Here is a 24,544-nt window from a genome sequence, read left to right as displayed (position 1 = left end):
AGCTATCAGGCAGGACTGAATTGCACCAATAATGTTCTTGGTGCTTAACTAAAACGGAGTATCGTGATGAATAAGCCAAACTTAGTTTTTGTATGTACCGAGAATTCAGCCCGTTCATTGATGGCTGAAGCTATTGCCCGCCAAAAGTACAGCGACAGATTTAACGTTTTCAGCGTAGGCACGGCACCAACTGTGCCTGATGAGCGTGCGATAAAGGCGCTGCAACAGCATGGTTTTATAACAGAAGGTCTCTGTTCTAAGTCATTTGCCGCGTTAGAGAATATTGATATCGATTACACCATCATTTTGTGCGACAAAGCGAAGCAAGAATGTGCTCAGGGCTTAATCGCTAAGCATATATTAAGTTGGGATTTCCCTGATCCGAAAACCGGCAAGACAATCAAAGCTTTTGATACCACTATTCATGAATTGGCAGACAGATTGAAGATGTTTGTTCTGCTCTACGACAAACAATTTAATTGAATTGCCCAAAATTAGTCAGTTTCCATGAGTGTTTAGTTGCTGTTTTCGTTGTTTATCGGCAAGTCAGCAACTTACGCTTTCGCTCATAGTTGCCTGTCAGATTAAGCCTAAAAATCTCCGTGAAAAAGTTTAAGATCAGATATGTACTGGTCAACCCAAATTGGACACTTTTAGTTGAGAATTCTCAAACTCTACAGGTGACTGATCGTTATTAGCAGAATGAAGTCGCTCCAAGTTGTAATATTTCATTTAAGCCGTCACATCTTGCTTCATAAACTCCCTTGTTGGTTGATTAACGTTAAAAATCCAATCGTGTTTCAAGCTACCAAAGAAACGCTCAACAACGGCATTATCCCAACACGCACCCACATCACCCATGCTGGCTCGGATACCATAGCTCAATAGCAACCAACCGAATTGCTTACTGGTATATTGCGAGCCTCGGTCACTGTGAAATACCAACCCTCGCGCAGGTTGTCGCAGGTTGTAGGCTTTCATTAATGCCTTGAATATCAAATCCGTGGTCATGCGTTTGTCTATGTACCACCCAATCCTGCGTGAATATAAATCCATCACCACAGCCAAATACATCCAGCCTTCACCTTATGCCGTTCACTTAAGAGTGAACGGCATTTTTCTTTGGTCTAACCGGAAACTTGTTTTTGCTCATTTTAAGGACTCTTGGATATGCCCTTTCCCGTTTACCATCCAATTTAAATTGCCGTGCATTTCGTTCTATATCCAATACGTCTCTCGGGACATTCCCCGGCGTTTGTGATGGCAGTTGCGTCAACTTAAAGATGATATAACTCGCCGCATCCCTAAAACTCAGTTGATTAGGATGGACCGATGGCAAGCTTTTAGCCATCAGCAACATCTTATATCTAATGAGATTGTAGGCCAGTAGCACGCCCCACAGCTCTTGAGTCACCAGCTCCGGTAGTTGACTGCGTAGCGTAAAACGACTCTCCAACAGATGTTGTTTCATCTCTCTGTAGCCCAGTTCGATTTCCCATCGATGGGCATATAAGTCGACGATGTCTTCGCTGGGGTAACGCATCGGGTCAGTCAACGAGGTCAAAATGGTAACTGACTTACCTTTCACTGTCTTAGTGAGTAAACGCGCTTCAAGGGTATCTGGGATCTGCGGCCATTTCTTTCTGGCTTGAGGCGTGGTGGTGAGTTTCACCCACTGGTCATGTTTTCCCAGCGTTCGCACCACCTCATATTGAGTGCCTTTCTTCAATGGTAACAACCAGTGGCTGTCAGGTTGCGCTTGCTGCCAAGCATGTAACAGGCCTAGCGAGTAAAATCCTCGGTCAAATAGGGTTAGGCTGTGATTGGGAATGCTAGGAATGAGTTGAGATGCTAAGTTCATTTCATTTTCGGCAACCGAATCAAAGGCGCTGTTGACCAACAAATGGCTGCTTAACTCCATCAAGCAAACCATGCGAATTTGCGGATAAGCCGCTTCGCCTGAAGCGTTTGCGGTACGCGCAAAGGCGGCTTGATTTTGGACACTATCGGGTGTCCGCCACACTACACCGTCAACACCATACAAGTTAAGACCGCACCAATGAGGGTGTTCAGCTCTCGCGTGCCAGGTATTGGCGCTGCGACTAAACACTTCTCGAATAACCTCACTGCCCAATCGTTTACGCGCCTGAGTCACGGCGCTGCGTGCAACATAATCAATCTCTTGCGGCAAAACAATGTCGAGTTTGTTGATGAGTGACCGCACAGACTCCCCTCGGAACAAAGCCATTCCGATAACGGCCCAAATCATCGCGTCCATCGGCAATTTACGCCGTCTTAATGTCTCAAAATGAAGTGTCCGATGGGAGATGTGCAGATGAATTCTTCAGCCTTATTTAGGAAAGTCTGCATCTTTTTTTTAAAATGCAAACTTTCGTTACGAATTTATAAGAAGGAGTATCTTATTCCTTTGTAGTGCCACAGGGCTAAAAGTCTTCGGTAAAGGGGAATAGAAAACGCGCAAGCATGGCAGCGAAAAACGCCGCACGTGGCGCAAGTTGCACTCAGCCATAGATGCAAGCACTCACAAAGTTGTTACAGCTAAAGTCAGTCTTGTGTCAGTTGGCGATAATGAAGTACTGCCGACTTTGCTCAATCCTTTACGGCGAAAGATAATGCAGGTATCGGCAGATGGGGCTTATGATACAAAAGGTTGTTATCAATTACTGCGACGTAAAGGCTGCAAAACTACCATCCTACCTCGCTCGAATGCGGGGTTATGGGGAAAAAGAGCATACACGCAATGAAGCTGTTGATGCACTGAAAGCGGATCAGCTTAAACAATGGAAAATCGATAACGGCTATCACCAACACTCTCTAGCAGAGGCCACCATGGGCCGATATAAACAGTTGAATAGTCCAATGCTAAGTTTAAGTGATTACAATGGGCAAGTTGTAGAGGCATTGGCTGGTGTGAAGGCAATGAACAACGTCATTAGACTGGGTATGCCCGTTCGCCAGCAAGTTACTTAATCGGCCAGAAGCCTTGAAATGATTTAATCAACAACGCCGTTCAATACTGACTTGTAGCATTAAGCCTGATCATTGCTTCGGACATGTTAAAGAGTTGAGCAACATTTTGGCAGTTTATGCTATGGTGTAAAAATGGGCATATGAATGGTAACTGAGGTACTTTTATATTCAAAGCTAATTAACAGTCAGGCTTTGTGTGACCGACGTCAATCATTCACATACCAATGATATTGAAAATGGGCTAGCAGGATGAATATGGAATGTATGGAGTGAAAGTCACCGCCGTACTCGTTTAAAAAACGCAATTTAGGCTTCTGTACGGCTTTGTTTCCTAATAGTGAAATCCAATGTTTGTCGGGTTTAAATCAAAATAATATTCTGATTACAGATAAACGACTGACGATGAAACAAGGGTTTTATGCGCCATACTGGCGATCAGGAAGCACTCTGTAGTTATTTCTGCTTTTAGGAAACAAAGCCCTTCTGTACCCATAAGTAATGCTGAGTGGATAGACATGAATAAACCTTCTATCCGCTGTCTTTTTGTTAAAGTAATTTCCACATTAATTTCAAATAAAATTAACTCGAAAGTTTAAATGCATAAATCACTGCAACATCTATAGTTAACTTAAAGACGTGAGTACTGATACTTATACTTATACTTATGTAGAGTGCAATATTATTTTAAACAATACATGCGTATTCGCAGGAGAAATATTATGGGTGAGTATAGAAAGTTGTGGTGGACCTTATTAAGTGTCTTCGCCGTGACATTTTCGATATTAGGTTATTTTGGCACTGAAATATACCGAAGTGCCCCGCCAATTCCCGCATCATTTGTCTCGGCAAATGGAAATGTTTTAACAACCGAAGAACAAATATTGGATGGACAAACGGCTTGGCAATCTGTTGGGGGCATGCAATTGGGCTCAGTATGGGGGCATGGGGCGTACCAAGCACCGGATTGGACAGCTGATTGGCTACATCGAGAACTTCTTGTTTGGTTGGATTTAGCTGCCAATGATGAATTTCATCGTCCATATGCTGAACTCACTGGTCAGCAGCAAAATATGTTGCGTTACGAGCTCAAGCATGAATACAGAACGAATACATATGACGTTGAAATGAACACAGTAACGTTATCGCCAAGGCGTATTAAAGCAATTGAACAAACCGGCGCTTACTATAGTGCACTTTTTGGTGGGGCACCTGAACTGCAAAAAACACGCGAAAGCTATGCGATGAAAGAAGTTACGCTGCCCAATCCTGAGCGACGAGCACGCTTATCGGAGTTCTTTTTTTGGACCGCTTGGGCGGCTGCCACTGAGCGTACCGACGGAAAGGCAACGTACACGAATAACTGGCCTCATGAGCCATTAATCGACAATGAACCTACCACTGAGAATATCGTTTGGTCCATCATCAGTGTGGTTATTTTAGTCGCTGGCATCGGTGCACTTGTTTGGGCATGGGCTTTTTTACGTAAAGAAGATGGCGAGCCTGTCGCTCCAGAGCATGATCCTATCTTGTCGTTTAGCTTAACGGCATCACAAAAAGCCTTAGCTAAGTATCTATTACTCATTGTGTCTTTATTTACATTTCAAGTGTTTATTGGTGGATTTACCGCACATTACACGATCGAAGGGCAAAGTTTCTACGGTATCAAAACCTCAGAGTGGTTTCCTTATAGTTTAGTCCGTACTTGGCATATTCAATCTGCACTGTTCTGGATTGCATCTGGGTTTCTTGCTGCTGGGCTGTTTCTTGCACCTGTGATTAATGGCGGCAAAGACCCTAAATTCCAGAAAATGGGTGTTGATATATTATTCTGGGCATTAGTTATTGTTGTTGTTGGTTCGTTCATCGGTAATTATTTAGCAATTGCACAAATCATGCCTGCGAACTTGAGTTTCTGGCTAGGACACCAAGGTTATGAATACGTTGATTTAGGTCGTATTTGGCAAATTGGTAAATTTACTGGGATCGTTTTATGGTTAGTGTTAATGATGCGATGTATTACCCCAGCATTACAGCAAAAAGGCGATAAAAACCTTTTAGTATTATTTATGCTGTCGGTGATTGCGATAGGTTTATTTTACGGTGCTGGATTCTTCTATGGTGAACGTACTCACATTTCTGTTATGGAATACTGGCGATGGTGGATTGTTCATTTATGGGTAGAGGGCTTCTTTGAAGTATTTGCAACAACTGCATTGGCATTTATCTTCTTTAACATGGGATTAGTTACCAAACGCATGGCAACAGTTGCTTCGTTAGCATCAGCCTCATTATTTCTGTTAGGAGGCATCCCTGGAACGTTTCATCACTTATATTTTTCGGGTACAACAACCCCAGTAATGGCTGTAGGTGCAACGTTTAGTGCACTTGAAGTTGTACCTCTAATCGTGCTCGGTTACGAAGCGTGGGAACACTATAAATTAAAGAATAGAGCTCCTTGGATGGCAAATGTTAAATGGCCGATCATGTATTTTGTTGCTGTTGCTTTTTGGAACATGTTGGGTGCCGGTGTATTAGGTTTTATGATCAACCCACCTATTTCTCTATATTACATTCAAGGTCTTAACACGACGGCAACGCATGCACATGCTGCACTGTTTGGTGTGTATGGTTTCTTAGCACTTGGCTTTACATTACTGATATTGAGGTATATTCGACCACACTTGATACTTAATGAACGTTTAATGAAAACATCATTTTGGTGGATGAATATCGGCTTAGCCTTAATGTTATTTACCAGCCTTTTACCTGTTGGCATTATCCAATTTATTGCCAGCGCATCTGAAGGTCTTTGGTATGCGCGTAGCGAAGCACTACTACAGAGCGATACACTGGTAACATTACGCTGGATACGTACAATCGGTGATGTCGTATTCATTGTTGGGGCACTAGCAGTCACTTTGCAGGTCTTTAAAGGCGTATTTAGCGCTTCTGGTAAAGAGGTACATTTGAAATAAAGTGAGATATGAACGATCATCTCTCGGTCAAAATACAGGCCTATTAACTATTAAGGCCTGTATTTTTATGAGATAAACTTAGAGGGAGCAAGATGGTCAAAGTGCACCTAATTTTCATTCAGATTTGGAAGCCCATAGAGTATAAATACAGTGCTATTGCTTCATGATAAACCCCTGTGGATTCCATCGTAATGACAATGTCATTACGCTGACATTTAGATAGCTTCGAGTTCCAATCATTGATGGCTAAATAGTCAATCTTTCTGTTTTTGAAACATTTAAATTTGCTGCCGCTCTTGGCTTGATTTAGCAATAAACAGAGATCGAGCGTTTCTTTGCTTACATCAATTCCAACATTTAATCTCATATCAATGACTCCACTTGCACATACAGCATCATTAGTAAATCACTAAGTGCTCGGATACCATCCAGTATTAGAGAAAGTAAAATCAGGGGATAATCTACAGCTCAATGTTAAACATTACGTGGCGCAACATCCTCACTGATTTTATAGTTTGGAGATAGCTAATCATCCAAAACCTCACCTACAGCGTTTGAACATTCTCAACAAATAGTTGTCCAATTTGGGTTGACCAGAAAAAATGACGGGTTTCAACTTGTCAGCCAAGACAAACTGAGCCGGAGAATGCTCTGTAGAATATTGCAAAACGGGTTTTCATTATAACTAATATTTCATTCCTGAGCACGGTCCTATGTCGACCTTTGGTGAAGAGCGCGAGCATAATCCCTTTGTCGCGGACCAACTTTTACTCTAAGTGTCACGTCATTAAGAACTGTTTGATTTGTGAGCGATAATCACTCGCAAATCAAACGATTATTTCCGTTGATTGTTCCACTTTTACCCATGTTTTCTGGTTTTCCTTCTAGACTTAAAGCAGTTCTTCTGTCTATTGGGGTAAGTATGAAAACAAAAACCATGATGAGTGTGGTATTTTCGACCATAGTCGCGAGTGCCGTGATTTCTGCGGCACTGAGCTTCAATGTTAAGTCTAAAATCGATCTCTTTAATGATGCTGCCAGCATCCGATATCAGTCCTATCAAGTCGCCGATGAGTTAAGGCAAAGTTCCGATGACTTAACGCGTCTCGCTCGCACCTACGCTGTCACAGGCGATGAAAAATACGAAAAAATGTATATGGATATTTTAGCTATCCGTAATGGTGAGAAATCCAGACCCGAAAAATATCATCAGATTTATTGGGATTTAGTGCTGAATTATGGCGATAAACCTAAGCCAGACGGTGCGAGAATTGCAATTAAAGCACAAATGCAGTCCCTCGGTTTTTCCGATGAAGAATTTCATTATCTCGAACAAGCCCAACAAAACTCAGATGCGTTAGTTGCCCTCGAAGTGAAAGCCATGAATGCCGTCAAAGGTATCTTTATGGACCCCAACACCCAAACTTACACGATCAAAGGCGAGCCTAACTTAGCCATGGCGCGGGAGTTATTGCATAGCGACCAATACCATAGAGAAAAAGCCAAGATCATGCAGCCGATTGATGAGTTCTTTACGGCGTTGGATAAACGTACCGATGGTGAAGTTAATGGTCGTCTCGACTCCTTACATGCGGCATTAAACTGGTCTCAGTTCGTGTTATTTATCGTGATTTTAGCGGCCGTTGGTGGTTTCATTATCGTTAAGAGCCGGATTGTGACTCCCTTAGTGCAGACCTGTAGTGAGTTGCTCGACATTCAGCGCTCTAAAAATCTTGCGCGGCGGATTTCTGTTACCACCGAGGGAGAGATTGGCGAAATCGTTAATCAAATCAACTTGTTTATCTCTTCCCTTGCCAGTTCCTTATCGACAACGGATGGCATTGCTAAAGAGGTGGCTGATTTAGCGAAGCAAACTAAAGCATCCATTCAAGTTTCGCGTGAAAGTTCCAATCGAGTGGCCAGAGAACTGGATGCCAGTGCCAGTGCGATGGAAGAAATGACCACGACGTTGGTGCATGTAAGTGAGAGTACGTCAAACGCTGAAAGCCGCGCCGCTGAAAATGAAGCGCATGTCACTGTGGGTAAACAGACGGTATCGGAAGCGTTGAAAGCCATGTCGGTATTAGAAACTGAGTTTACCAACACTCAAGATTCTATGTCGCATCTAGTGAACGAAAGCACCCAAGTCAGTAATGTGTTGAGTGTGATTAAGGCGATTGCAGAGCAGACGAATTTGCTGGCACTGAATGCCGCGATTGAAGCCGCAAGGGCCGGTGAGCAAGGGCGAGGCTTCGCTGTGGTGGCCGATGAGGTTCGATCATTAGCCCAGCGCACCCAAGATTCCACTAAGGAAATCGATGATATTGTCGCAAGCCTTCAAAATCGTACGAATCAAGTGGGTACATCTGTGACTCAAGCGGCGACGCTTATGCAAAAGGCGGGGGTAGAGTTGCAACGTATCGTAGCTGTATTTGAGGATATTCGCCACAGTACGGAAGCGATTCATGGGATCAATACTCAGGTTGCCGCTTCGACTGAGGAACAGTCCTTGGTTTCTAAAGAAATCGCTTCGAGTATGATGGTGATCCGCGATAATTCCCGTGAAGTATCACAGATTATCGAACAGATAGAATCGACCTCTATTAGCCTAGATAATCAATCCCAGATACTGCGCACTAAGGCGGGGGAATATCAGTTTTAGATGACCGCTACAAGAATACTCCATTCAAGACTTGGATAATGACATGGAATCATCCACTTTTAATCGGCCTTGCAATGGACAAAGATATAATAGGTAGTAATTAAAATTCATCAGAAAGATAACGGGTCCAACTATGAAAATAAATGAAATATTTAGCTAACTTCATAGCGCTATGTGGATAACATTGCCAACATCACTGATTCGAAAAAATGTGCACTGTTCTGGTCTAATCCCATCGTACATTTAATTTTGAGACAGTATAGTCAATAAATTATGAGGTTAATATGAGTCTGAAAAAATAACATAAGAGTTATCCGCAGGCATTTAAAGATGAAGCCGTCTTGATGATGCGAGAACAAAGTTATAGCGTTGCCGATGCGGCAAAGTCTCTTGGAGTTAGCACTACTCCGCTTTACAATAGGAAGGAAAACACCAAGCCCTGCAACAAAGCATCACCTTAGAAGAGTCTGAGCGTGATGAGTTGAAGCGATTGCGTAGAGAAAACAAAGAATAACGTATGGAGAAAGAAATTCTAAAAATACCCAAGGGGCACGCCGAGGCCAGCGCCTTCTTTACGAGAGAAATGAAGTAAAATTTCGTTTCATCAAACTGCAATCCAACCTGTTTCCCTTAGCACTGTTATGTCGAGTAATGAGTGTCAGTCAATCAGGATATTACGATTGGCATAAGCGGCCTGCAAACCAGGGAAAGAGCGTGAATGTTTTTTAAGCATTTATTATTTTATCCAAATACGCTGAATTCATTGCAGCTAGGCGTCTCATGCGGCGAAGACTTAATTTACTCGGTTCTTTTTTGAGAATGTTGACGGTAACCTGCTGCAGCCTTGCGAGATTTTCTGCACCATCGCCTCGGGATATCTGACATGCATCCTCATTCATGATCACATCCAGTCCCCAATGAAGCTGATTTTCAACAGCCCAATGACCGCGTGCGGCGGAGGCTAATTCTTCAGCCGATAATTGGCGGAACTGATGTAGTAACGTGTCTGCAGCGTTCCTTTGCCTTTGTTTACCCGACAACTAATAACTTTGCCAAAGCTGCGTATGGTCGGCAACTTGGCATCAATTAGCTCCGTGGGTGCATCTATAATTTGGTGTTCCCGATATTCTTTTCGGCCATGCTGCGCCTCGATTTCAGTGGTGTTTTCGACATCCTCTGACTGAACGGCAAAGGCCTCTTTTACGCGCTGATGTAAAGCACTTTGATTACCTTTTACGGCTAACAGGAAGTCGGCACCTTATGGTATGCGCAATATCTGCTTGAGTACCCATAGCATCAATGGTGACCTGTGTGCCTTTAATATTCAATAAAGCTAATAATTCAGGGATCTCATTGGACTTCGCATCAGTTTTAAGTTGTCCCATCACCACACCATTGGTGACAGAGAAAGCATTCACCATATGAATAGCGGATTGACGCTCTTCTCAGTTATAAGAACCGCGTAAGGTTTTGCCATCAATGGCAATGACTTGCCTTGGATCAATTGTTGGGTTGCCTGCATCCATGAAATAAAAGCTTGTCGCAACACTTCTGGATCAACTTTGCTGATAATTCGTGCGATAGTGTCATGAACAGGAATACTTTTGCTGAAATAACCATACCTCTTCAGTATTTCCAAGTGGCAATGGCCAAAGTCTTCAATATCTTCCCAGCCCTCAGAGCCACCGATGACCGCCACCACGGTTAGGAACAACACATCGAACAAGGGATAAGTCACTTTGGCGGCCTGTCGGTGGTCTTCAATAAGTTCAAAGTGTTTGGTAAGAGAAAGAAGGCTCATGATCGTGTCTCGGCAAAAGAGAATATAAGATCACAAAGCCGTCAAATTGAGAAGTATTGCCCGTTTGAATGGCTGAAAATTGTTCGCGACCTCACCCTGCCACCCAGTTCAGATAGGCTTTGGTGCTGTACGAACGCTTTGAGCTTGGCTTGCTGTGCAATGGACAATGTCGCAGGACGGCCTGGATTAGGCGTATCGTCTAGACCACTCAAACCTTGAGCTAAATAGGTGGATATCCATCGATTGACACTGGTTCTACTGACCTTGAGCATGCTTGCGATAGCGGTACGAGAATGACCTTCGCTGAAATAGAGCAAGGCAAGATACCGCATACGTTTACGTGCGCTCTTCTCCGATTTCACTAAATAAATATAAATAGTATTTCGTGGCAAAATGCTAAAAATTGACCCTCGGTTAAAATTGAGTTGAGGTCACAAAATGGTCACGTTTTGGTCACAGTCACGAAGAGAGAAATAGGAATATTGGATGAATTAAAATCAAAAAGCCCAAGCTATTTAATAGCTTGGGCTTCATGAATGTTGGCGGAGCGGACGGGACTCGAACCCGCGACCCCCGGCGTGACAGGCCGGTATTCTAACCAACTGAACTACCGCTCCAAATTCTTCCATATCCAAATATTTGACGGGTATCTGACCCACTAACCCCAGCGTGACAGGCCGCTGATGTTAAAACGATAGTCTAACCAACTGAACTACCGCTCCAAATTTTTCCATATCCAAGTATTTCACAGGTATCTAACCCGCTAACCCCAGCGTGACAGGCCGCTGATGTTAAAACAGAACGATAATTCAACACACTTATCAAGGCTCTGCTTAAGATGCGAAGAATAATACGGTTGAGCCCTGCAGGCGTCAACCGTTTTTTTACTTCGATTTATCATTTGACTAAAAAAAAGCCAAGTCAATTGCAGACCTTGATTTATATCCCAAATATCGCTGCAACGTTCCAGTTCAAAGTCATAAATCAAACACATTAAGCAACGCTTGGCTAACGGTCTTTATCTGCCTCATCTGGCATAGTGAGATCGATTTCATCTAATGAAGGCGCTGCGGGTGGATTTGCAGATGCTTCATTCAATAAACGTAACTCCGCGGCAGCTAAGGCCTGCGCCAAACTTTGGCGCTTACGCCACACAATTAATCCCACCACGCCTAAGACTAATAAGATAGCGTTGACTGTAATGATCCAGAACATCGCATCTTTCTTCGCAAGCTCTTCTTCCTCTGCCGCTTTTTGTGCAGCAACAGCAGCCAACTCTTCGGCACTTGGTGGTGGTTCTGGTGGTTCAATTAAGTTAAAGAAAAGCTCAGGTAAATCCAGCACGATTTCACGACCAGTGACAGTCGTCGTAGCCACAAAACCTTTAATTCGATAACTACCAAACTCTGTCACTGTAGGTAAATCTAATTCAGAGTCAGGCTCAGTGAGACCATTAACAACCAAAGGCAGTTGCAAGCCAGCAGGACCGACTAACTCAAAGGAAAAATGCGTCTCAGCCAGCTGCAACACTGTCTTATCCACGTGTAACATGACTTTCCATTGCCCTGTTAGCGGATCGTCAGGGGTAATAACTTCTAGATTAATTGGCCGAGGTGACAATTTAAACGGGAATGAAACCTGCCGTTCAAACACATTATTACGTGCCTGCACGACAAACTCATAATCACCCCAAGGCTGCTTTATATTGATATTGCTGGTAAATACACCATCGTCGGGTTTTTCATCGTAATCTTCACCATTGTCTTTATAGGAACCAACAATAATGTCACCCGCGGCAAAGTTTTCATCGCCCGCCTTATGTTTACTCACAAAATGTGCCGTCCATTCGACTAAATAATCTAACCCAGGCATACGCACACGCTGCTCGTCACCCATTAACTGCGCGACAATTTTAACTTGCTCACCTTGGAAGATTGGCTGTGGTAAAGGCTGGACTTCGATTTCGAGTTTTGAGAGCTTTTTAAGGGTTGAACCTGAGACAACCTTGCCCACCAACTGCCAAGGTCCGGGCTGTGGTGACTCAATGTAAATAATATCGCCCGTTATACCATCAACCCACTTAACGGTTGCAGGATGACGATTGGCATACCATTTACTGCCATCGGGTAACACTATGACCACGGGCGCAGAGCCATATTCACGCTCCACTAATAAGGTCATATTATCGACCATATGATCAATACGAAAACGGTTTTTAAGCTCGGAAGCCGTCTCCAATCCTACAATCGGCGTAGCCTTGGGCGGCTTGACGACTTTTTGTGCTGGATCTAGGTCAGCGGCCAATACACACGCCACACTTAATAACAGCGTAGTGACAAGCAGGCAAAAAGCTAAAATGGGTTTATGGCGCGACATAGGCATAGTAATTCTTCTATCCTCTCCAGAGGCATTTACCTGATTTTGCGACTAAATCAAGGCGTTGTTCATGCATTGTCAGTTCATCGGCCGATGCGCCAATCACTTTAAGATTAAGTGATTGTGGATCAAAACGTTGAATCCCCCCCGCTTCCTGCCCCGCTTCTTCGTTAGACAAATTAAACTTTGTCTGCCCGCCAGTCATGATCAGATAAACATCAGCGAGGATCTCGGCATCGAGTAATGCGCCGTGGTACTCGCGGCGAGACGTATCGACGCCGTAACGCTTACAGAGCGCGTCGAGATTGTTTTTCTGGCCGGGATGTAAAAACTTAGCAATCTCTAAGGTATCGAGGATCTGACAAATATCAGCAGTTTTCGGACCACGCGGCTGCAGCAGTGAAAACTCATGATCCATGAAGTTCACGTCGAAGCTCGCGTTATGTGCGACGATTTCAGCACCGTCGATAAAGTTGATAAACTCTTGAGCAATTTGATGGAAACGCGGCTCTTTGGAAACGCGCTCATCGGTAATACCGTGAACGGCGATTGCTTCGGGATCAATTGCTTGACCAGGATTGATATATTGATGGTAATAACGCCCCGTCAAACGACGGTTCACCACTTCCACACAACCAATCTCGATGATCCTATGGCCTAAATAGATGGCGCCGCTGCCCTGGTTCATACCTGTGGTTTCGGTATCTAAAATAACCTGACGGCTAGCATTAGAGATAATATTCATGTTTTTATGCGCTTCTTATGACAATTTTTAGTTATACTCGGCCGAAATTCCCGGCTATGGTAACAATTTGATGACTGAACTAAAACTGATCCACATCTTCACCGACGGCTCTTGCTTAGGCAATCCCGGTCCTGGCGGCTATGGCATTGTAATGAATTATAAAGGCCATACAAAGGAGATGTCCGACGGTTTTGCGCTCACGACCAATAATCGCATGGAATTGTTAGCCCCAATCATAGCGTTAGAAAGCTTGAAAGAGCCTTGCCAAGTCGTGCTCACCAGCGACAGCCAATATATGCGCCAAGGCATAATGACATGGATCCATGGCTGGAAGAAAAAAGGTTGGATGACATCAAACCGTACCCCAGTCAAAAACGTTGACCTGTGGAAACGTTTAGATAAAGCCTCACAGATGCACACTATCGACTGGCAATGGGTTAAAGGTCACGCAGGACACGCCGAAAACGAACGTTGCGATGTATTAGCTCGCACTGCGGCTGAATCAAAACCGACCCAACCCGACTTAGGCTACCAGCCTTAACCCTGTGGCCCTTACTTAAACGAGCTAAGTTTGAACAGCAAAAGTTCATACAAGCTAAATTCAAAAAACTAAGTTCATACAAGCTAAATTCGAACAAGTAAGTTCGCTCCCATCACGCCTAAGCTAAACACTTAGGCTTGATGATTTATTTCACTATTCATCTCACCGTAAACCCACAGTTCAAATTAACCACTTAAGCTCACTGCATATGGCCATTGCTATCAAACGGCTTATTTGGTTCCACGCCTGCGATATTGAAAAAATTCTCACAGAACTGCACAAAAGCTTGACCTAGGGATGTCGCCTGACGGCTCTTATGGGTGATGCGATAAAACTGCCGCTCGAGTACGAGTCCCTCAATCGTGACTAACGCCAACTCTTTACGACTGATTTCTTTCTCCAGCGCCAACTCAGATAACACACCAAGCCCAGCACCTTGTTTTACGGCCAATTTAATCGCATCCGGCGTAGTAAAGCAGAATTTAGCCTCTGGCTGCATATCCAACTCATTGGCGGCATTTACAAAATATTCGCGAGTGCCCGATCCTTCCTCACGTAGCACCCAAGACAGGCCTTTAACCGCCGCAGGTTTAACCACTTTCCCCGCCAGAGGATGCGCCGGATGACAAAACACCAGCAGCCTATCCTTATGCCATGCCTCGACACTCAAACGATTGTCAGTGCAATGGCCTTCAATAAAACCCATTTCAGAGCGGAACTGAGCAACCGCTTGGATCACATCTTGAGTATTAGTAATCGCCACATCCACATGGGTTTGAGTATGTTGCTGACAAAATGCCACTGCGGCTTTCGCCATCAGATAATTGCCAATTGTCGAACTGGCACTGATGCTTAAACGCCCAACCAGATCACCACCATGATAAGTAAATGCCTGCTCAATTTGTTCAACACGGTGTAATAGATCCGTTGCCAATGGCAGCAGTAAATTACCCTGCGAGTTAAGCTGTAATCGATTGCCAATACGTTCAAATAGGCGGGCATTGAGCTGCTTTTCTAATTCAGCCAAGGCCATAGATGTCGCCGGTGGTGATAAATTCACTTGTTCAGCCGCCTTCGCGACTTGGCCGCTACGTGCCACGGCCTCAAATACTGCCAGTTGTCTTAAGGTGATCCGCATATAAAAACCTGTACTAAAAATGGAAATGGCTTATCAGTTTTCCGAATGCTCTGATAAATGCCCCGAACGACCCGCAGTCGGTGCCGTGGTCCAATTTGTCTGCCGCACCTTACGTTTATCGCGAATAGGTGTGAGTGGCGACTCGAGTTTACGTGCCACAATCAAATACAAACTGCCCGCGCTAGGAAGCCATGACGCTAAACTCTGTTGAAAAAATCTACCTTGGGTAAACTCGCCCATTAATGGGTGGTAGACCAAACGCTCATCCCCCACCACTTGATAACCTAATAAACCTAACCAATCTCGCACCCTCGAAGGCATAAAAAAACGGCCATTCCAAGGAAGACAATCCTGATATTTAGGCCATAACTTACCCAAAAATACCGGACTCAAGGGATTAAAACCGACGATAAAAAGATAGCCTCCAGCGATGAGTACCCTATCGGTTTCGCGAAGAATACGGTAAGGATCGGGTTCAAATTCGAGCAATAAACTCATCACCACCGCATCTATCGCCGCATTCTGCAGGGGTAGATGGCAAAAATCGCCTTCAATAGAGGTGCCTTTAGATGGCGAGAGTGAAAAATGATGGGCGACTGGCGATTCCATGCTCGACAATTCGGCACTCAAAGGCCCTAACTTTAATAAATGATAACCAAAGACTCTTGGCCACCAATCTTCAAGCTGTTTAGCGACGGCTTGCTGTAGTGCCTCACCATTGGGTAGGTCACTCCATTGTTCGGGCTTGAGCTCAGTACTAAAATGCGACACAGAGTTCCTCCGTTAGCTGGGTAGACAAGTATCCAATGGGGTCAAAGATGACCAACATTCTGCCACAGGGCAAAAGCGGCAAAGGTCGCCAAGGGCCGTTCACTCATGGATAATACCTTTATCTTCAAATTGAAATACAGACATAGGCAGTTCTATGCTCACTATAACAGCGATCAAAGCCTTTAATGACAATTATATCTGGGTGTTACAACAACAGCCCCATACTCAGGTTTATGTTGTCGATCCCGGCGATGCAAGTGTAGTCATTGACTACCTGCAAGCCAATCAACTCACGCTAGCGGGTATTTTACTGACCCACCACCACAATGACCATACGGGTGGCGTAGCTGAACTTCAAGCCTACAGTCAAGACCGACTCACAGTGTATGGCCCAGATAATGAGAAGATTGAAGGCATCACACATCCACTGCACGCAAAAGCCAAGCCCAAATTCACACTGGAGTATCTCAGCGCTGAGCTGCAAGTCTTAGATGTACCGGGGCACACTGCAGGACATATCGCCTACGTTATTGCAGATGCCTTATTTTGCGGTGATACCTTATTTAGCGGTGGCTGCGGACGCTTATTTGAAGGTACGCCAGCGCAAATGCTCAACTCACTACAGCAACTTGCCCAGCTTCCCGCCGACACTCGGGTGTATTGTGCCCATGAGTACACACTTTCAAACCTCAAATTTGCCCTCGCGGTCAATCCCAACAATCGCGCGCTGCAAGACTATAACGAACGCGCCATAGCATTGCGTCGCCAAGACAAAGCGACTATCCCCTCCACCATCGCTTTAGAGCGCGCCATCAATCCCTTTTTACGCCCTAGCGACACTGAGATTGTTGACAGCATAAAACAGCATTTTAGCGATCTAAATCATGCCAATTTAGACGAACTTGGCGGTTTTACCCTGCTCAGACAGTGGAAAGATAATTTTTGATCACAAAAGCAATATTATAGATTGAAATTTAAACAGTTTTTTCCATTTTTGATGATGTAAATCAAAAATGGCCTTACATTATGTACGATAATTAAGGGACAAGATCGAAAAGATCCCATAGAATGGCTCGTTTTGCGTGAAAACTTTGCGCGCTGCGTCGTCTTTATCTTCATATAAAACATATTGTTACTATAAAGAAAAGCTATGCACTAACAGAGGACTACCGTTTTCAATGAGAGTATCACTTTATGTTGTTGTAGGGGGATTTGCCCTACTCACAGGTTGTCAGACATTAGACAACCATGGCGTTAATCAGACAGAAGTTGAAGCCGTCACAACCGAAAATACAGTCCCAGAATATTACCTCGCAACTGAGGCTCCGTCGGCGCAAATTACCGATGTGTGGGAGCGAATTCGTCAAGGCATGCAGTTACCGGTTCCAGATCAAAAATTGGTGAATCAATACCGTGATTGGTACATCAAAAATCCACAGCATCTGGCGATCATCTCGGAACGTGCTGCACCTTATATGTACATGATTGTAGAAGAACTTGAAAAGCGTCATCTTCCTATTGAGATAGCTTTGTTACCCATAATTGAAAGCGCCTTTGATCCTTCCGCATCATCGACTGGCGCGGCATCGGGTCTGTGGCAATTTACCACACCTATGGCCAGTCATTTCGGTTTAGAAATGAACTGGTGGTATGACGGTCGTCGTGATGTCCCCGCATCAACGACTGCGGCGCTCGATATGCTGGAATACCTCTACGATAAAACCAATAACAATTGGCTTTATGCTATTGCTGCCTATAACTCGGGTGAATCACGGGTGCTCAATGCAATCAAACGTAACGAGAAAAAAGGCTTAAAAACGGATTTTTGGTCATTGGATTTGCCCAGAGAGACAGAACGCTATGTGCCGCAACTGCTCGCACTGGCAGAAGTCATTAAACACGCTGATGAATATGGTATTTCTTTAGCGCCAATTGACAACAATCCGACAATTGAAGTGGTTGATATTGATAGCCAAATTGATTTAGCCATGGCGGCAGGTTTTGCCAATATGACCACGCTTGAGTTACAAAAACTCAACCCAGGTTATAACCGCTGGGCTACATCGCCACTTGGTCCGCACACCTTAGTGCTACCAATTGATAAATCGGAAGAATTTAAAAAAGCGCTCGCTGAAACAGAAACCGAAGATAGGATCAGCTGGTTACGTTACACGATCAAATCTGGCGATAGCATTGGCAAGATTGCTACGCAGCACCATACGACCGTTGCCGCTATTCGCGCCGCCAACGGCATGAAAAGCAACACGATCGTCGCAGGCAAGCATTTGATTATTCCTGTCGATGCGCAAGACAAGCAGCTTTATGCCCTGTCAACTAAGCAGCAATTGCCGAAAAAATCACATGCTGCAGTTGAATCAACAAAAATTGCTTATCAGGTTAAGTCAGGAGACACACTCTCAGAAATAGCCCAAGCCCATAAAGTGACGGTGAAACAACTCAGCACTTGGAACAAATTGGCTAAGAATAGCAAGCTACAAAACGGTCAGCAGTTAGTGATCTTAGCACCAAAGGAGCTTGAGCAAACCGCACAAATTCGTACTGTTAGTTACAAGGTAAAATCCGGTGATTCACTTGCCCGTATCGCCAATAAATTTAACGTAACTGTTGCCGAGCTACTCGAGTGGAATAGCCTAGCGCAATCACAGTATTTACAACCAGGCCAAGTGATCAAATTAGTGGTTGATGAAACTAAGTTGAGTGCGTAAGGACTAAACTAGCACATAGTTCGAACGGATTAGTACTATAAATCCTAAGCAAAATTGAGCCATAGATAAGAAAAAGGCAGCAACCCTATCGGATTGCTGCCTTTTTCTATTACGGGCTTTCTCTATTATGAGAGGCGACGTTATTCCATCGTCAGTAATAAGACAACGGGCGCCATAACAACGGCATCATACTCTAACGCTTTAGCAGCAAAATGCGCTTCTAAGCGAGCACCATTTGCAGGTATTCCTGCAAATGCTTTGGGCGGAATACTAAATGAAGTCGTGATCACTTTCCCTGCCGCCAATTGGCTATCACGTAATGCTTGGGTAAACATCATATCATCCGACCAAGCCCACAGACGTTTGCCCTCTTGCGTTACCAACCACAAATCCGCCGTCATCCCAGAGTTATAACGTAGGCCGACAGCATAGGTTTGTGGATTTGTCACAGTCAATGTCGCCTTAACCGACTGCTTAAAATCGATAAAAGGTTCTAGAGTTAATTCGCCGCGAAGCAGGCCTTGTGTCTTTTCTGCTATCACAGGTTCAGCCTTTAATGTCGGAGTGCTTTTAAGCCCAGAAACATCGAGCGCCAGATCGGCAGCGCGAATAATCTCAGGCTGAACGGCCGCAGCTGTTGTAGTCTCCCCCTTGGTTGACTGACTCGTGTCAGCGGCTTCGGGCGCCGAGCACCCAACAAGTTGCCCGCCGACAAAAGCACTCGCACAAACAAGTAATGCGTAACGCGTTGAAGCAACCATTAAAAACCGCCTAGTTTTTTCAATAAGGAGTCTTTTAATTTTTCCTTAGCTTTGTCGGTTTCTTCCTTTAGCTGATTATTCAGTAAGGCTTTAGTATCCAAAGCATATTCAGGTTTTTGGAAAGTGCCTGTAATCGCCAACGGAATGTCAACTCCAGCCAGCGCATCCTTGTCGCTACCACCCTGACCCTTCAATGAATTCACTAGGCTAGCGGTTAGTCTGTAGTCCAAGGCTTCAGTCAATAAATTCGCAGTGCCTTTACCATCCAAACGCAGTAAAGGCGAAGACAAGGCAAGATCTGGATTCGTGGCAACGCCATTATCCAACGAGAAACTGCCCGTCAGACTCGAGAAGTCAGTTTTGCGCTCCGCCTTCGTTTCTGGCGATAAGTCGCCCTTTAACTTAGCTTGTGCGCTGCGGATCATCTGTGGAATATTTACCCCGTACAGAGCACCGTCATTAATATCAAAATGACCATTCGCTAACAGGTTTTTCTTTAACTGCTCAGGGATCAAACTCTGACCTTTCCCCTTCACATCAAAGTTGGCTGTACCGGCCAATAAATCCACATCCGCCGCATCTTTCAGCAAAGGACGAATTTGTACGCCCGTCACTTTTTTATCAAATTGATAACTCGCCACAGCTTGACGAGCATCAACCTGAGCGCTCACCAGCAACTGACCTTGATATAAATCCGCATTCAGTTTCGTCAAATCTAACACGCCATTTTTAATGCCCACATCCATTAACCAATTTTGAGTCGACAGATTCGCGACCTTAATAGACTTAACAGTCAACTTGAGTTTTACATCAAGCTGCTTAAGGGCTGAGAGATCAGGCTCAACTGCCTGAGGGTTTGCTGCTGGCGCTTGTTCAGCGGTGGCGGTGGCCTCTGTTTTAGGTAACAGTGTATCTAAATCAATATCGCCAACTTGAAAATCAGCATTAATTTGTGGAATTTTCGTACCATAATTAACACCCACTTTACCCGCAGCGGTAATGCTCGCCGCGGTAAGCTGCGCAATATCGACGGACAATTGCTGTTTATCAAGGGCGATTTGAGTTGCTAAGCTGACAGATGTTTCGAGTTTCTTGTTCGGAATACTCTCACCTTCCACCACAGTATCAATTTTCAGCCCATTGATAACGAGTTGTTTAAAGTCTCGACTGAGTTTTAGTTCACCTTTAGCTTCGCTACTTATCGTCATATCCGGCATAGTTGCACTGAATTCAAAGGCGATAGGCGCAAATTTATCTAAGGAGAACTCACCTAGGGTGAAGCTACTTAAGGTAAAGACTTGAGTCTGCTTATTAGCTTCGTCAATCATATTAATTTGGGTATTGGTGATAGAAATGCCACCAATATTAATGTCGTTAAGTTTGGCATTCGATGAGGATTCGGCGGCAGCTGGAGACGCAGTTTTTGGGCTATTATCGCCACTCAACCCATCGAAACTGCTAGTGCCATTTTTACGGGTGACTAAATTGATCGTTGCGCCATCGAGACTCAATTCTGCAATTTCAATTTTCTGACTAAACAACGGCATTAGCGCCACTTCAGCAACGGCTTTTTTGACTTCTAACATAGCCTTAGGCGTAAAACCTTCAGGGTTAGATAAAGACACTCCCCCTAAATTAATACCTATAACAGGGAAAAATGTCCAAGATAAATCGTCAGTAATGACTAATTCACGACCCGTTTGTTTTTTTACGGCATCGACTATTTCAGGTTTAAAATCATTAGGGTCGAAAAAGACGGTGAGATAAACGGTGACTAAAAGAATGAGCGTCACCATTAAGGCTAAGAGCCACTTAATGAATTTCATATAAATATCCTTATCAAAAACAACTTGAATTTATAGCAACTAATGCATTTAGAAATGTTAATTTAAAAATGCAAAGTTCAACATTTCATCACTTACTGCAATACCATTTTCATCGGCATAGAGCATCATACCGGGCTTAACCGTCACGCCCCCCATATCGACAGCCACATTAATTTGGCCTTGACCTAACTTTTCGGTTTTTATCGGCATAGCCCCTAAGGCAAAGACACCTAAGCTGAAAGTATTTAATCTCGCCACATCGCGAACACAACCATTAATCACTATCCCTTGCCAACCATTATCTAAGGCGCTCTGCGCTATGAGGTCACCTAACAATGCGCGGCGCAGAGAACCGCCGCCATCGACAACGAGCACTTTTCCATGCCCATCCTGTGCAAGTATCTCTTTTACCTTTGAATTATCCTCGAAGCACTTTACTGTGACTATCTCGCCCCAGAAGAGCCGTTTACCACCAAAGGGTTTAAATGCAAGGGGAAGTAACTGTAATTTAGACGGATAGTGGTCGAATAAATCTGGTAGTAGATCAAGCATTTGAATCTCCATGATAGTCTATAACTTTAGACTACTCATTATTGTAGACCCCGACAAGGTCAAAGCAAAAATCAGCGGAATTTTTTATTTCATTTTAACGTGCAAAGGCTTGGTGTATATTGGCATAAGCATTATAATCTGCGATAGTTAACGTCCTATGACACTCTTTAAAGTTTCATACATTTGTTCCCACACCTCTTTGTTATAAAGCGAAAACCAAATGACAACTGATCTTGATTTACAGAGCGCAATCGCAGCTCTTGATGAGTATGGATATGATAAGAAAGTCTCAACGGATCTTGAGCAAGCACGTAACAAGCAACAAATGGGTAAATATATTAAATCTCTCGACTATAGTTTACGTCGATTATTGATATTACAAGAAACCGTTAATGAGTTAGTTGAAGAAAAGAAACATCAATTAGCTCAGCAAGAGAATATTCAAACCTACAAAACAAAAATCATTAACTTGTCTAGAGAATTTAACATTTCTTACGATGAAGTATTAGCGCTGATGGCATCATCTAAATCTAAGAAGTAAGTTTATCGCCATTGTGCTCTATCACCACGCAGTGAAATTGTTTGATTAACATCTGCATATGCCATATAACGAAATATATACTTTTTCGGTTATATGGCAGAATTTTTGGCTTTTCATTATTCGCACAGTGTTAACGATTTCATTTCATAAGTAACAATGCCAACTTATGTTAAGCTCACACTATACCTGTCTAGCTATTTGGCATAAAAAAGCAGAGCCTAAGCTCTGCTGATTTATATCAATATGCGAACTTATTTGCTCTGCATTAATTGGCGAATATATTTCACTGGTGCACTACCATAACTCAAGAATGTTTCGTGGAAAGTTTTAAGGTCAAAATCTTTACCTTGCGATTTTTTGTATTCTTCACGGAAATCATAGATTTCTCGATAACCTGAATAGTAACTCGTCAGTTGCACTTGACTAAGTGTCGCACGGCGCCACTTGCCTTCAGCTTCAGCTTGCTGTTGGAAGGCTTCATTCATCATCAGGGCAATAGCTTGGTCTTCGGTCATGCCTTTCACATGAATACTGTAATCTAAAATAGTGTTAGAGATAACACGTAAATTCCACTTGTAGTACATCAACCACATTTCAGGCTCAAAATTGCCATAGCCTTCTTCTAACATCATACGCTCTGCATAAACCGCCCAACCTTCGACCATAGCACCATTACCAAATAAACTTTTCACTAAACTCGGAGATTGATTAGAGTAAACGAGTTGAGTGTAGTGCCCTGGGATGGCTTCATGAATATTGAGGATTTGCAGGATCCAGTGATTATATTCACGCAAGTAACTCTCGGCGGACTCATCACTCATGCCATCGAGCGGCGTCACGTTATAATAAGTATTGCCTGACTTCTCATAGGGTCCAGGTGCACTAATTGATGCACCGGCATAACCACGCATATATTCGGGCGTTTCACGGACAACGAGTGGTTTTTTAGGATCTAATGTGACTAGTTTTTTCTTATTTACAAATTCAATCAGCTCTGGAATTTGCTTACGCACTTCATTCACGAATTCATCGCGCTGAACATGCTGAGTCGATAATTTATCGATTAATTGGCGAATGGCGAGCTTACTGTCAGCAGGCTTTGGCGTAGTAAAATATTTAGGCCATAACTTATCGGTAATTTTAGCCATTTCTCCTTGAACACGCTCTTTATCGGCTACGGCTTTTTGATATAGCTGTTTCGCCGTCATCCCCGCTTGGATATCAAAGGCAAATTTTTGCTCATATAACGCCTCGCCAATTCTAAAACTACGTGCTCCATCTTTTTTAAGTTGAACCACTAATTTGTCTAACCAAGCGATATGGCCGTTAATCGCCGCAGTGGCCGCATCGAAACGCGTTTTAAATAACGCTTTTTCCACATCAGTCAAACCAGAGTCGGCGACCTGTTTTAATAAGTCATCGGAAAAAACCGAAAATGCACCTTGATTCTGCAGCACTGCTAACTCAGAGTGCTCCAATGTTGGTTTGCTAATGTTCGCCTGCGCAGCAGCATAATAAGCTGGCACATTTTCTAAACGCGCTAATACCGAACGTAATCTGTCATCTAATGGAGCGAAATTTTCATTGATGATTTGGGCAAAACCGCCCGATACGTTGTAACTTGAAGGATCCCACTGCCAAGATTTAAAACTGTCAATTTCCCATGCCATACTACCGAGTAAATTGTCGATCAGATGGTAATCAATCAGTTCATTCGGCGTTAGCGACTTTTGCTCGAACTGAGTCAATTGCGCTTGCTGAGCTTTCACAAACGCTAAGGTCTTTGCTCGACCTGCTGCATCGGGGATTTCAAGGTAACCATCGTTAACATGCTTGCCACTGTATAAGGCCCAAGTCGGTGACAATTCCCACAATGAATCAATAAAGGATGCTGAAAATTGCTCAAATGAGTGGGCTTTAATTTCAGGTGCGACCACGGGCGCGATTTGACTCGTATGGGACTGACAACCAGCAAGGCTGGCCAGCGATAGCACTATCGCAAGGGAAATAGCGTTTTTTTTCATTATTATGGGTCCTTTGTTAAGATTTATCAGGCATATAAAAATTACCTCAGTTAATCATATTGCCCCAATAATTGCAGCTATGTTAGCCATGAATACATGCGCGGTTACAAAATT

The 24,544-nt window shown here is 43.8% G+C and carries 17 protein-coding genes, 1 tRNA gene and 6 pseudogenes; 10 read left to right on the top strand and 14 right to left on the bottom strand.

The genetic code is table 11. The features are described 5' to 3' along the window. Positions 1-66 precede the first annotated feature (66 nt). On the top strand, positions 67-483 hold the full coding sequence (locus tag L5L98_RS02985; protein ID WP_220593104.1) for an arsenate reductase ArsC: 417 nt from the start codon (positions 67-69) through the stop codon (positions 481-483). 150 nt (positions 484-633) lie between these two features. Here L5L98_RS02985 and L5L98_RS02980 read toward each other — a convergent pair. Continuing rightward, positions 634-1,086: pseudogene (locus L5L98_RS02980) on the bottom strand (IS3 family transposase); the annotation flags it as partial. Between the two features lie 13 nt (positions 1,087-1,099). Further along, positions 1,100-2,341, bottom strand: coding sequence for an IS4 family transposase (locus tag L5L98_RS02975; protein ID WP_263138447.1), 1,242 nt, complete (start codon positions 2,339-2,341; stop codon positions 1,100-1,102). A gap of 94 nt (positions 2,342-2,435) precedes the next feature. Here L5L98_RS02975 and L5L98_RS02970 point away from each other — a divergent pair. Both L5L98_RS02970 and L5L98_RS02965 read left to right on the top strand, forming a co-directional pair. Continuing rightward, a pseudogene (locus L5L98_RS02970) lies at positions 2,436-2,991 on the top strand (IS5 family transposase); the annotation flags it as partial. 719 nt (positions 2,992-3,710) lie between these two features. After that, a complete protein-coding gene (locus L5L98_RS02965) occupies positions 3,711-5,966 on the top strand; it encodes a nitric-oxide reductase large subunit (RefSeq protein ID WP_263138401.1) in 2,256 nt (751 codons plus the stop codon). Positions 5,967-6,084: 118 nt separating this feature from the next. Here L5L98_RS02965 and L5L98_RS22430 read toward each other — a convergent pair whose 3' ends face one another. Continuing rightward, complete coding sequence (locus L5L98_RS22430; protein WP_411569159.1) at positions 6,085-6,333, bottom strand: IS110 family transposase; 249 nt, start codon at positions 6,331-6,333, stop codon at positions 6,085-6,087. 325 nt (positions 6,334-6,658) lie between these two features. Between L5L98_RS22430 and L5L98_RS02960 the strand changes: the two are divergent. The 3 genes and pseudogenes from L5L98_RS02960 to L5L98_RS02950 form a co-directional block, all read left to right on the top strand. Further along, a pseudogene (locus tag L5L98_RS02960) lies at positions 6,659-6,742 on the top strand (MBL fold metallo-hydrolase); the annotation flags it as partial. Between the two features lie 146 nt (positions 6,743-6,888). After that, positions 6,889-8,628: a methyl-accepting chemotaxis protein gene (locus L5L98_RS02955; RefSeq protein ID WP_263138399.1), complete on the top strand. Its 1,740-nt coding sequence runs from the start codon at positions 6,889-6,891 to the stop codon at positions 8,626-8,628. Between the two features lie 344 nt (positions 8,629-8,972). Beyond that, positions 8,973-9,330 (top strand): annotated as a pseudogene (locus L5L98_RS02950) (IS3 family transposase); the annotation flags it as partial. Positions 9,331-9,353: 23 nt separating this feature from the next. On the opposite strand, the pseudogene L5L98_RS02945 reads toward L5L98_RS02950, so the two are convergent. The 5 genes and pseudogenes from L5L98_RS02945 to dnaQ all read right to left on the bottom strand — a co-directional run bounded on the left by L5L98_RS02945 (position 9,354) and on the right by dnaQ (position 13,550). After that, positions 9,354-10,429: pseudogene (locus L5L98_RS02945) on the bottom strand (ISAs1 family transposase). Positions 10,430-10,506: 77 nt separating this feature from the next. Next, positions 10,507-10,806 (bottom strand): annotated as a pseudogene (locus L5L98_RS02940) (helix-turn-helix domain-containing protein); the annotation flags it as partial. A 163-nt stretch (positions 10,807-10,969) separates the two neighbouring features. Continuing rightward, positions 10,970-11,046: transfer RNA gene (locus tag L5L98_RS02935), tRNA-Asp, on the bottom strand. Positions 11,047-11,437: 391 nt separating this feature from the next. After that, entirely contained in the window at positions 11,438-12,811 is a 1,374-nt protein-coding gene (locus tag L5L98_RS02930) for a TIGR03503 family protein (protein WP_263138398.1), read from the bottom strand. Between the two features lie 10 nt (positions 12,812-12,821). Then, positions 12,822-13,550: a DNA polymerase III subunit epsilon gene (gene dnaQ / locus L5L98_RS02925; RefSeq protein WP_263138397.1), complete on the bottom strand. Its 729-nt coding sequence runs from the start codon at positions 13,548-13,550 to the stop codon at positions 12,822-12,824. 70 nt (positions 13,551-13,620) lie between these two features. Here dnaQ and rnhA point away from each other — a divergent pair, with 70 nt between their 5' ends. Continuing rightward, complete coding sequence (gene rnhA, locus L5L98_RS02920; protein WP_006081489.1) at positions 13,621-14,091, top strand: ribonuclease HI; 471 nt, start codon at positions 13,621-13,623, stop codon at positions 14,089-14,091. Between the two features lie 199 nt (positions 14,092-14,290). Here the strand turns inward: rnhA and L5L98_RS02915 are convergent, their stop codons facing one another. Both L5L98_RS02915 and L5L98_RS02910 read right to left on the bottom strand, forming a co-directional pair. Then, on the bottom strand, positions 14,291-15,229 hold the full coding sequence (locus L5L98_RS02915; RefSeq protein ID WP_263138394.1) for a LysR substrate-binding domain-containing protein: 939 nt from the start codon (positions 15,227-15,229) through the stop codon (positions 14,291-14,293). Between the two features lie 33 nt (positions 15,230-15,262). Next, on the bottom strand, positions 15,263-16,000 hold the full coding sequence (locus L5L98_RS02910; protein WP_263138392.1) for a class I SAM-dependent methyltransferase: 738 nt from the start codon (positions 15,998-16,000) through the stop codon (positions 15,263-15,265). A gap of 154 nt (positions 16,001-16,154) precedes the next feature. Between L5L98_RS02910 and gloB the strand changes: the two genes are divergently transcribed. Both gloB and L5L98_RS02900 read left to right on the top strand, forming a co-directional pair. Continuing rightward, complete coding sequence (gene gloB, locus L5L98_RS02905; RefSeq protein WP_263138391.1) at positions 16,155-16,946, top strand: hydroxyacylglutathione hydrolase; 792 nt, start codon at positions 16,155-16,157, stop codon at positions 16,944-16,946. A 232-nt stretch (positions 16,947-17,178) separates the two neighbouring features. Then, positions 17,179-18,726: a LysM peptidoglycan-binding domain-containing protein gene (locus L5L98_RS02900; RefSeq protein ID WP_168827800.1), complete on the top strand. Its 1,548-nt coding sequence runs from the start codon at positions 17,179-17,181 to the stop codon at positions 18,724-18,726. 140 nt (positions 18,727-18,866) lie between these two features. Here the strand turns inward: L5L98_RS02900 and L5L98_RS02895 are convergent, their stop codons facing one another. Genes L5L98_RS02895 through L5L98_RS02885 form a run of 3 tightly spaced genes read right to left on the bottom strand, consistent with a single transcriptional unit; the run spans position 18,867 to position 21,865 of the window. Then, positions 18,867-19,487, bottom strand: a complete 621-nt coding sequence (locus tag L5L98_RS02895; RefSeq protein WP_263138388.1) for a BsuPI-related putative proteinase inhibitor — start codon at positions 19,485-19,487, stop codon at positions 18,867-18,869. Further along, positions 19,487-21,313, bottom strand: a complete 1,827-nt coding sequence (locus L5L98_RS02890; protein ID WP_263138387.1) for an AsmA family protein — start codon at positions 21,311-21,313, stop codon at positions 19,487-19,489. Before L5L98_RS02890 ends, L5L98_RS02895 begins: the two co-directional genes overlap by 1 nt. A 57-nt stretch (positions 21,314-21,370) precedes the next feature. Continuing rightward, the gene (locus tag L5L98_RS02885; RefSeq protein ID WP_028760092.1) at positions 21,371-21,865 is read right to left on the bottom strand and encodes a putative 4-hydroxy-4-methyl-2-oxoglutarate aldolase; all 495 of its coding nucleotides are present in this window, start codon (positions 21,863-21,865) and stop codon (positions 21,371-21,373) included. A 220-nt stretch (positions 21,866-22,085) separates the two neighbouring features. Between L5L98_RS02885 and L5L98_RS02880 the strand changes: the two genes are divergently transcribed. Further along, positions 22,086-22,406 (top strand): hypothetical protein, encoded by a 321-nt coding sequence (locus tag L5L98_RS02880; protein ID WP_028760093.1) that lies wholly within the window; start codon positions 22,086-22,088, stop codon positions 22,404-22,406. A 251-nt stretch (positions 22,407-22,657) separates the two neighbouring features. Here L5L98_RS02880 and L5L98_RS02875 read toward each other — a convergent pair whose 3' ends face one another. Beyond that, positions 22,658-24,430 carry a DUF885 domain-containing protein gene (locus L5L98_RS02875; protein ID WP_131525616.1) on the bottom strand — a complete coding sequence of 591 codons (1,773 nt, stop codon included), beginning with the start codon at positions 24,428-24,430 and terminating at the stop codon, positions 22,658-22,660. Positions 24,431-24,544: the final 114 nt, after the last annotated feature.

It is taken from the genome of Shewanella sp. SM23 (assembly GCF_025654295.1).
Classification (GTDB): domain Bacteria; phylum Pseudomonadota; class Gammaproteobacteria; order Enterobacterales; family Shewanellaceae; genus Shewanella; species Shewanella oncorhynchi.
This window is presented reverse-complemented; position numbering and strand designations above follow the sequence as displayed.

Coding starts and splice junctions, on each gene's coding strand:
- L5L98_RS02985 (WP_220593104.1), top strand. CDS start 67: ATGAATAAGCCAAACTTAGTTTTTGTATGTACCGAGAATTCAGCCCGT.
- L5L98_RS02965 (WP_263138401.1), top strand. CDS start 3,711: ATGGGTGAGTATAGAAAGTTGTGGTGGACCTTATTAAGTGTCTTCGCC.
- L5L98_RS22430 (WP_411569159.1), bottom strand. CDS start 6,333: ATGAGATTAAATGTTGGAATTGATGTAAGCAAAGAAACGCTCGATCTC.
- L5L98_RS02955 (WP_263138399.1), top strand. CDS start 6,889: ATGAAAACAAAAACCATGATGAGTGTGGTATTTTCGACCATAGTCGCG.
- L5L98_RS02930 (WP_263138398.1), bottom strand. CDS start 12,811: ATGCCTATGTCGCGCCATAAACCCATTTTAGCTTTTTGCCTGCTTGTC.
- dnaQ (WP_263138397.1), bottom strand. CDS start 13,550: ATGAATATTATCTCTAATGCTAGCCGTCAGGTTATTTTAGATACCGAA.
- rnhA (WP_006081489.1), top strand. CDS start 13,621: ATGACTGAACTAAAACTGATCCACATCTTCACCGACGGCTCTTGCTTA.
- L5L98_RS02915 (WP_263138394.1), bottom strand. CDS start 15,229: ATGCGGATCACCTTAAGACAACTGGCAGTATTTGAGGCCGTGGCACGT.
- gloB (WP_263138391.1), top strand. CDS start 16,155: ATGCTCACTATAACAGCGATCAAAGCCTTTAATGACAATTATATCTGG.
- L5L98_RS02900 (WP_168827800.1), top strand. CDS start 17,179: ATGAGAGTATCACTTTATGTTGTTGTAGGGGGATTTGCCCTACTCACA.
- L5L98_RS02895 (WP_263138388.1), bottom strand. CDS start 19,487: ATGGTTGCTTCAACGCGTTACGCATTACTTGTTTGTGCGAGTGCTTTT.
- L5L98_RS02890 (WP_263138387.1), bottom strand. CDS start 21,313: ATGAAATTCATTAAGTGGCTCTTAGCCTTAATGGTGACGCTCATTCTT.
- L5L98_RS02885 (WP_028760092.1), bottom strand. CDS start 21,865: ATGCTTGATCTACTACCAGATTTATTCGACCACTATCCGTCTAAATTA.
- L5L98_RS02880 (WP_028760093.1), top strand. CDS start 22,086: ATGACAACTGATCTTGATTTACAGAGCGCAATCGCAGCTCTTGATGAG.
- L5L98_RS02875 (WP_131525616.1), bottom strand. CDS start 24,430: ATGAAAAAAAACGCTATTTCCCTTGCGATAGTGCTATCGCTGGCCAGC.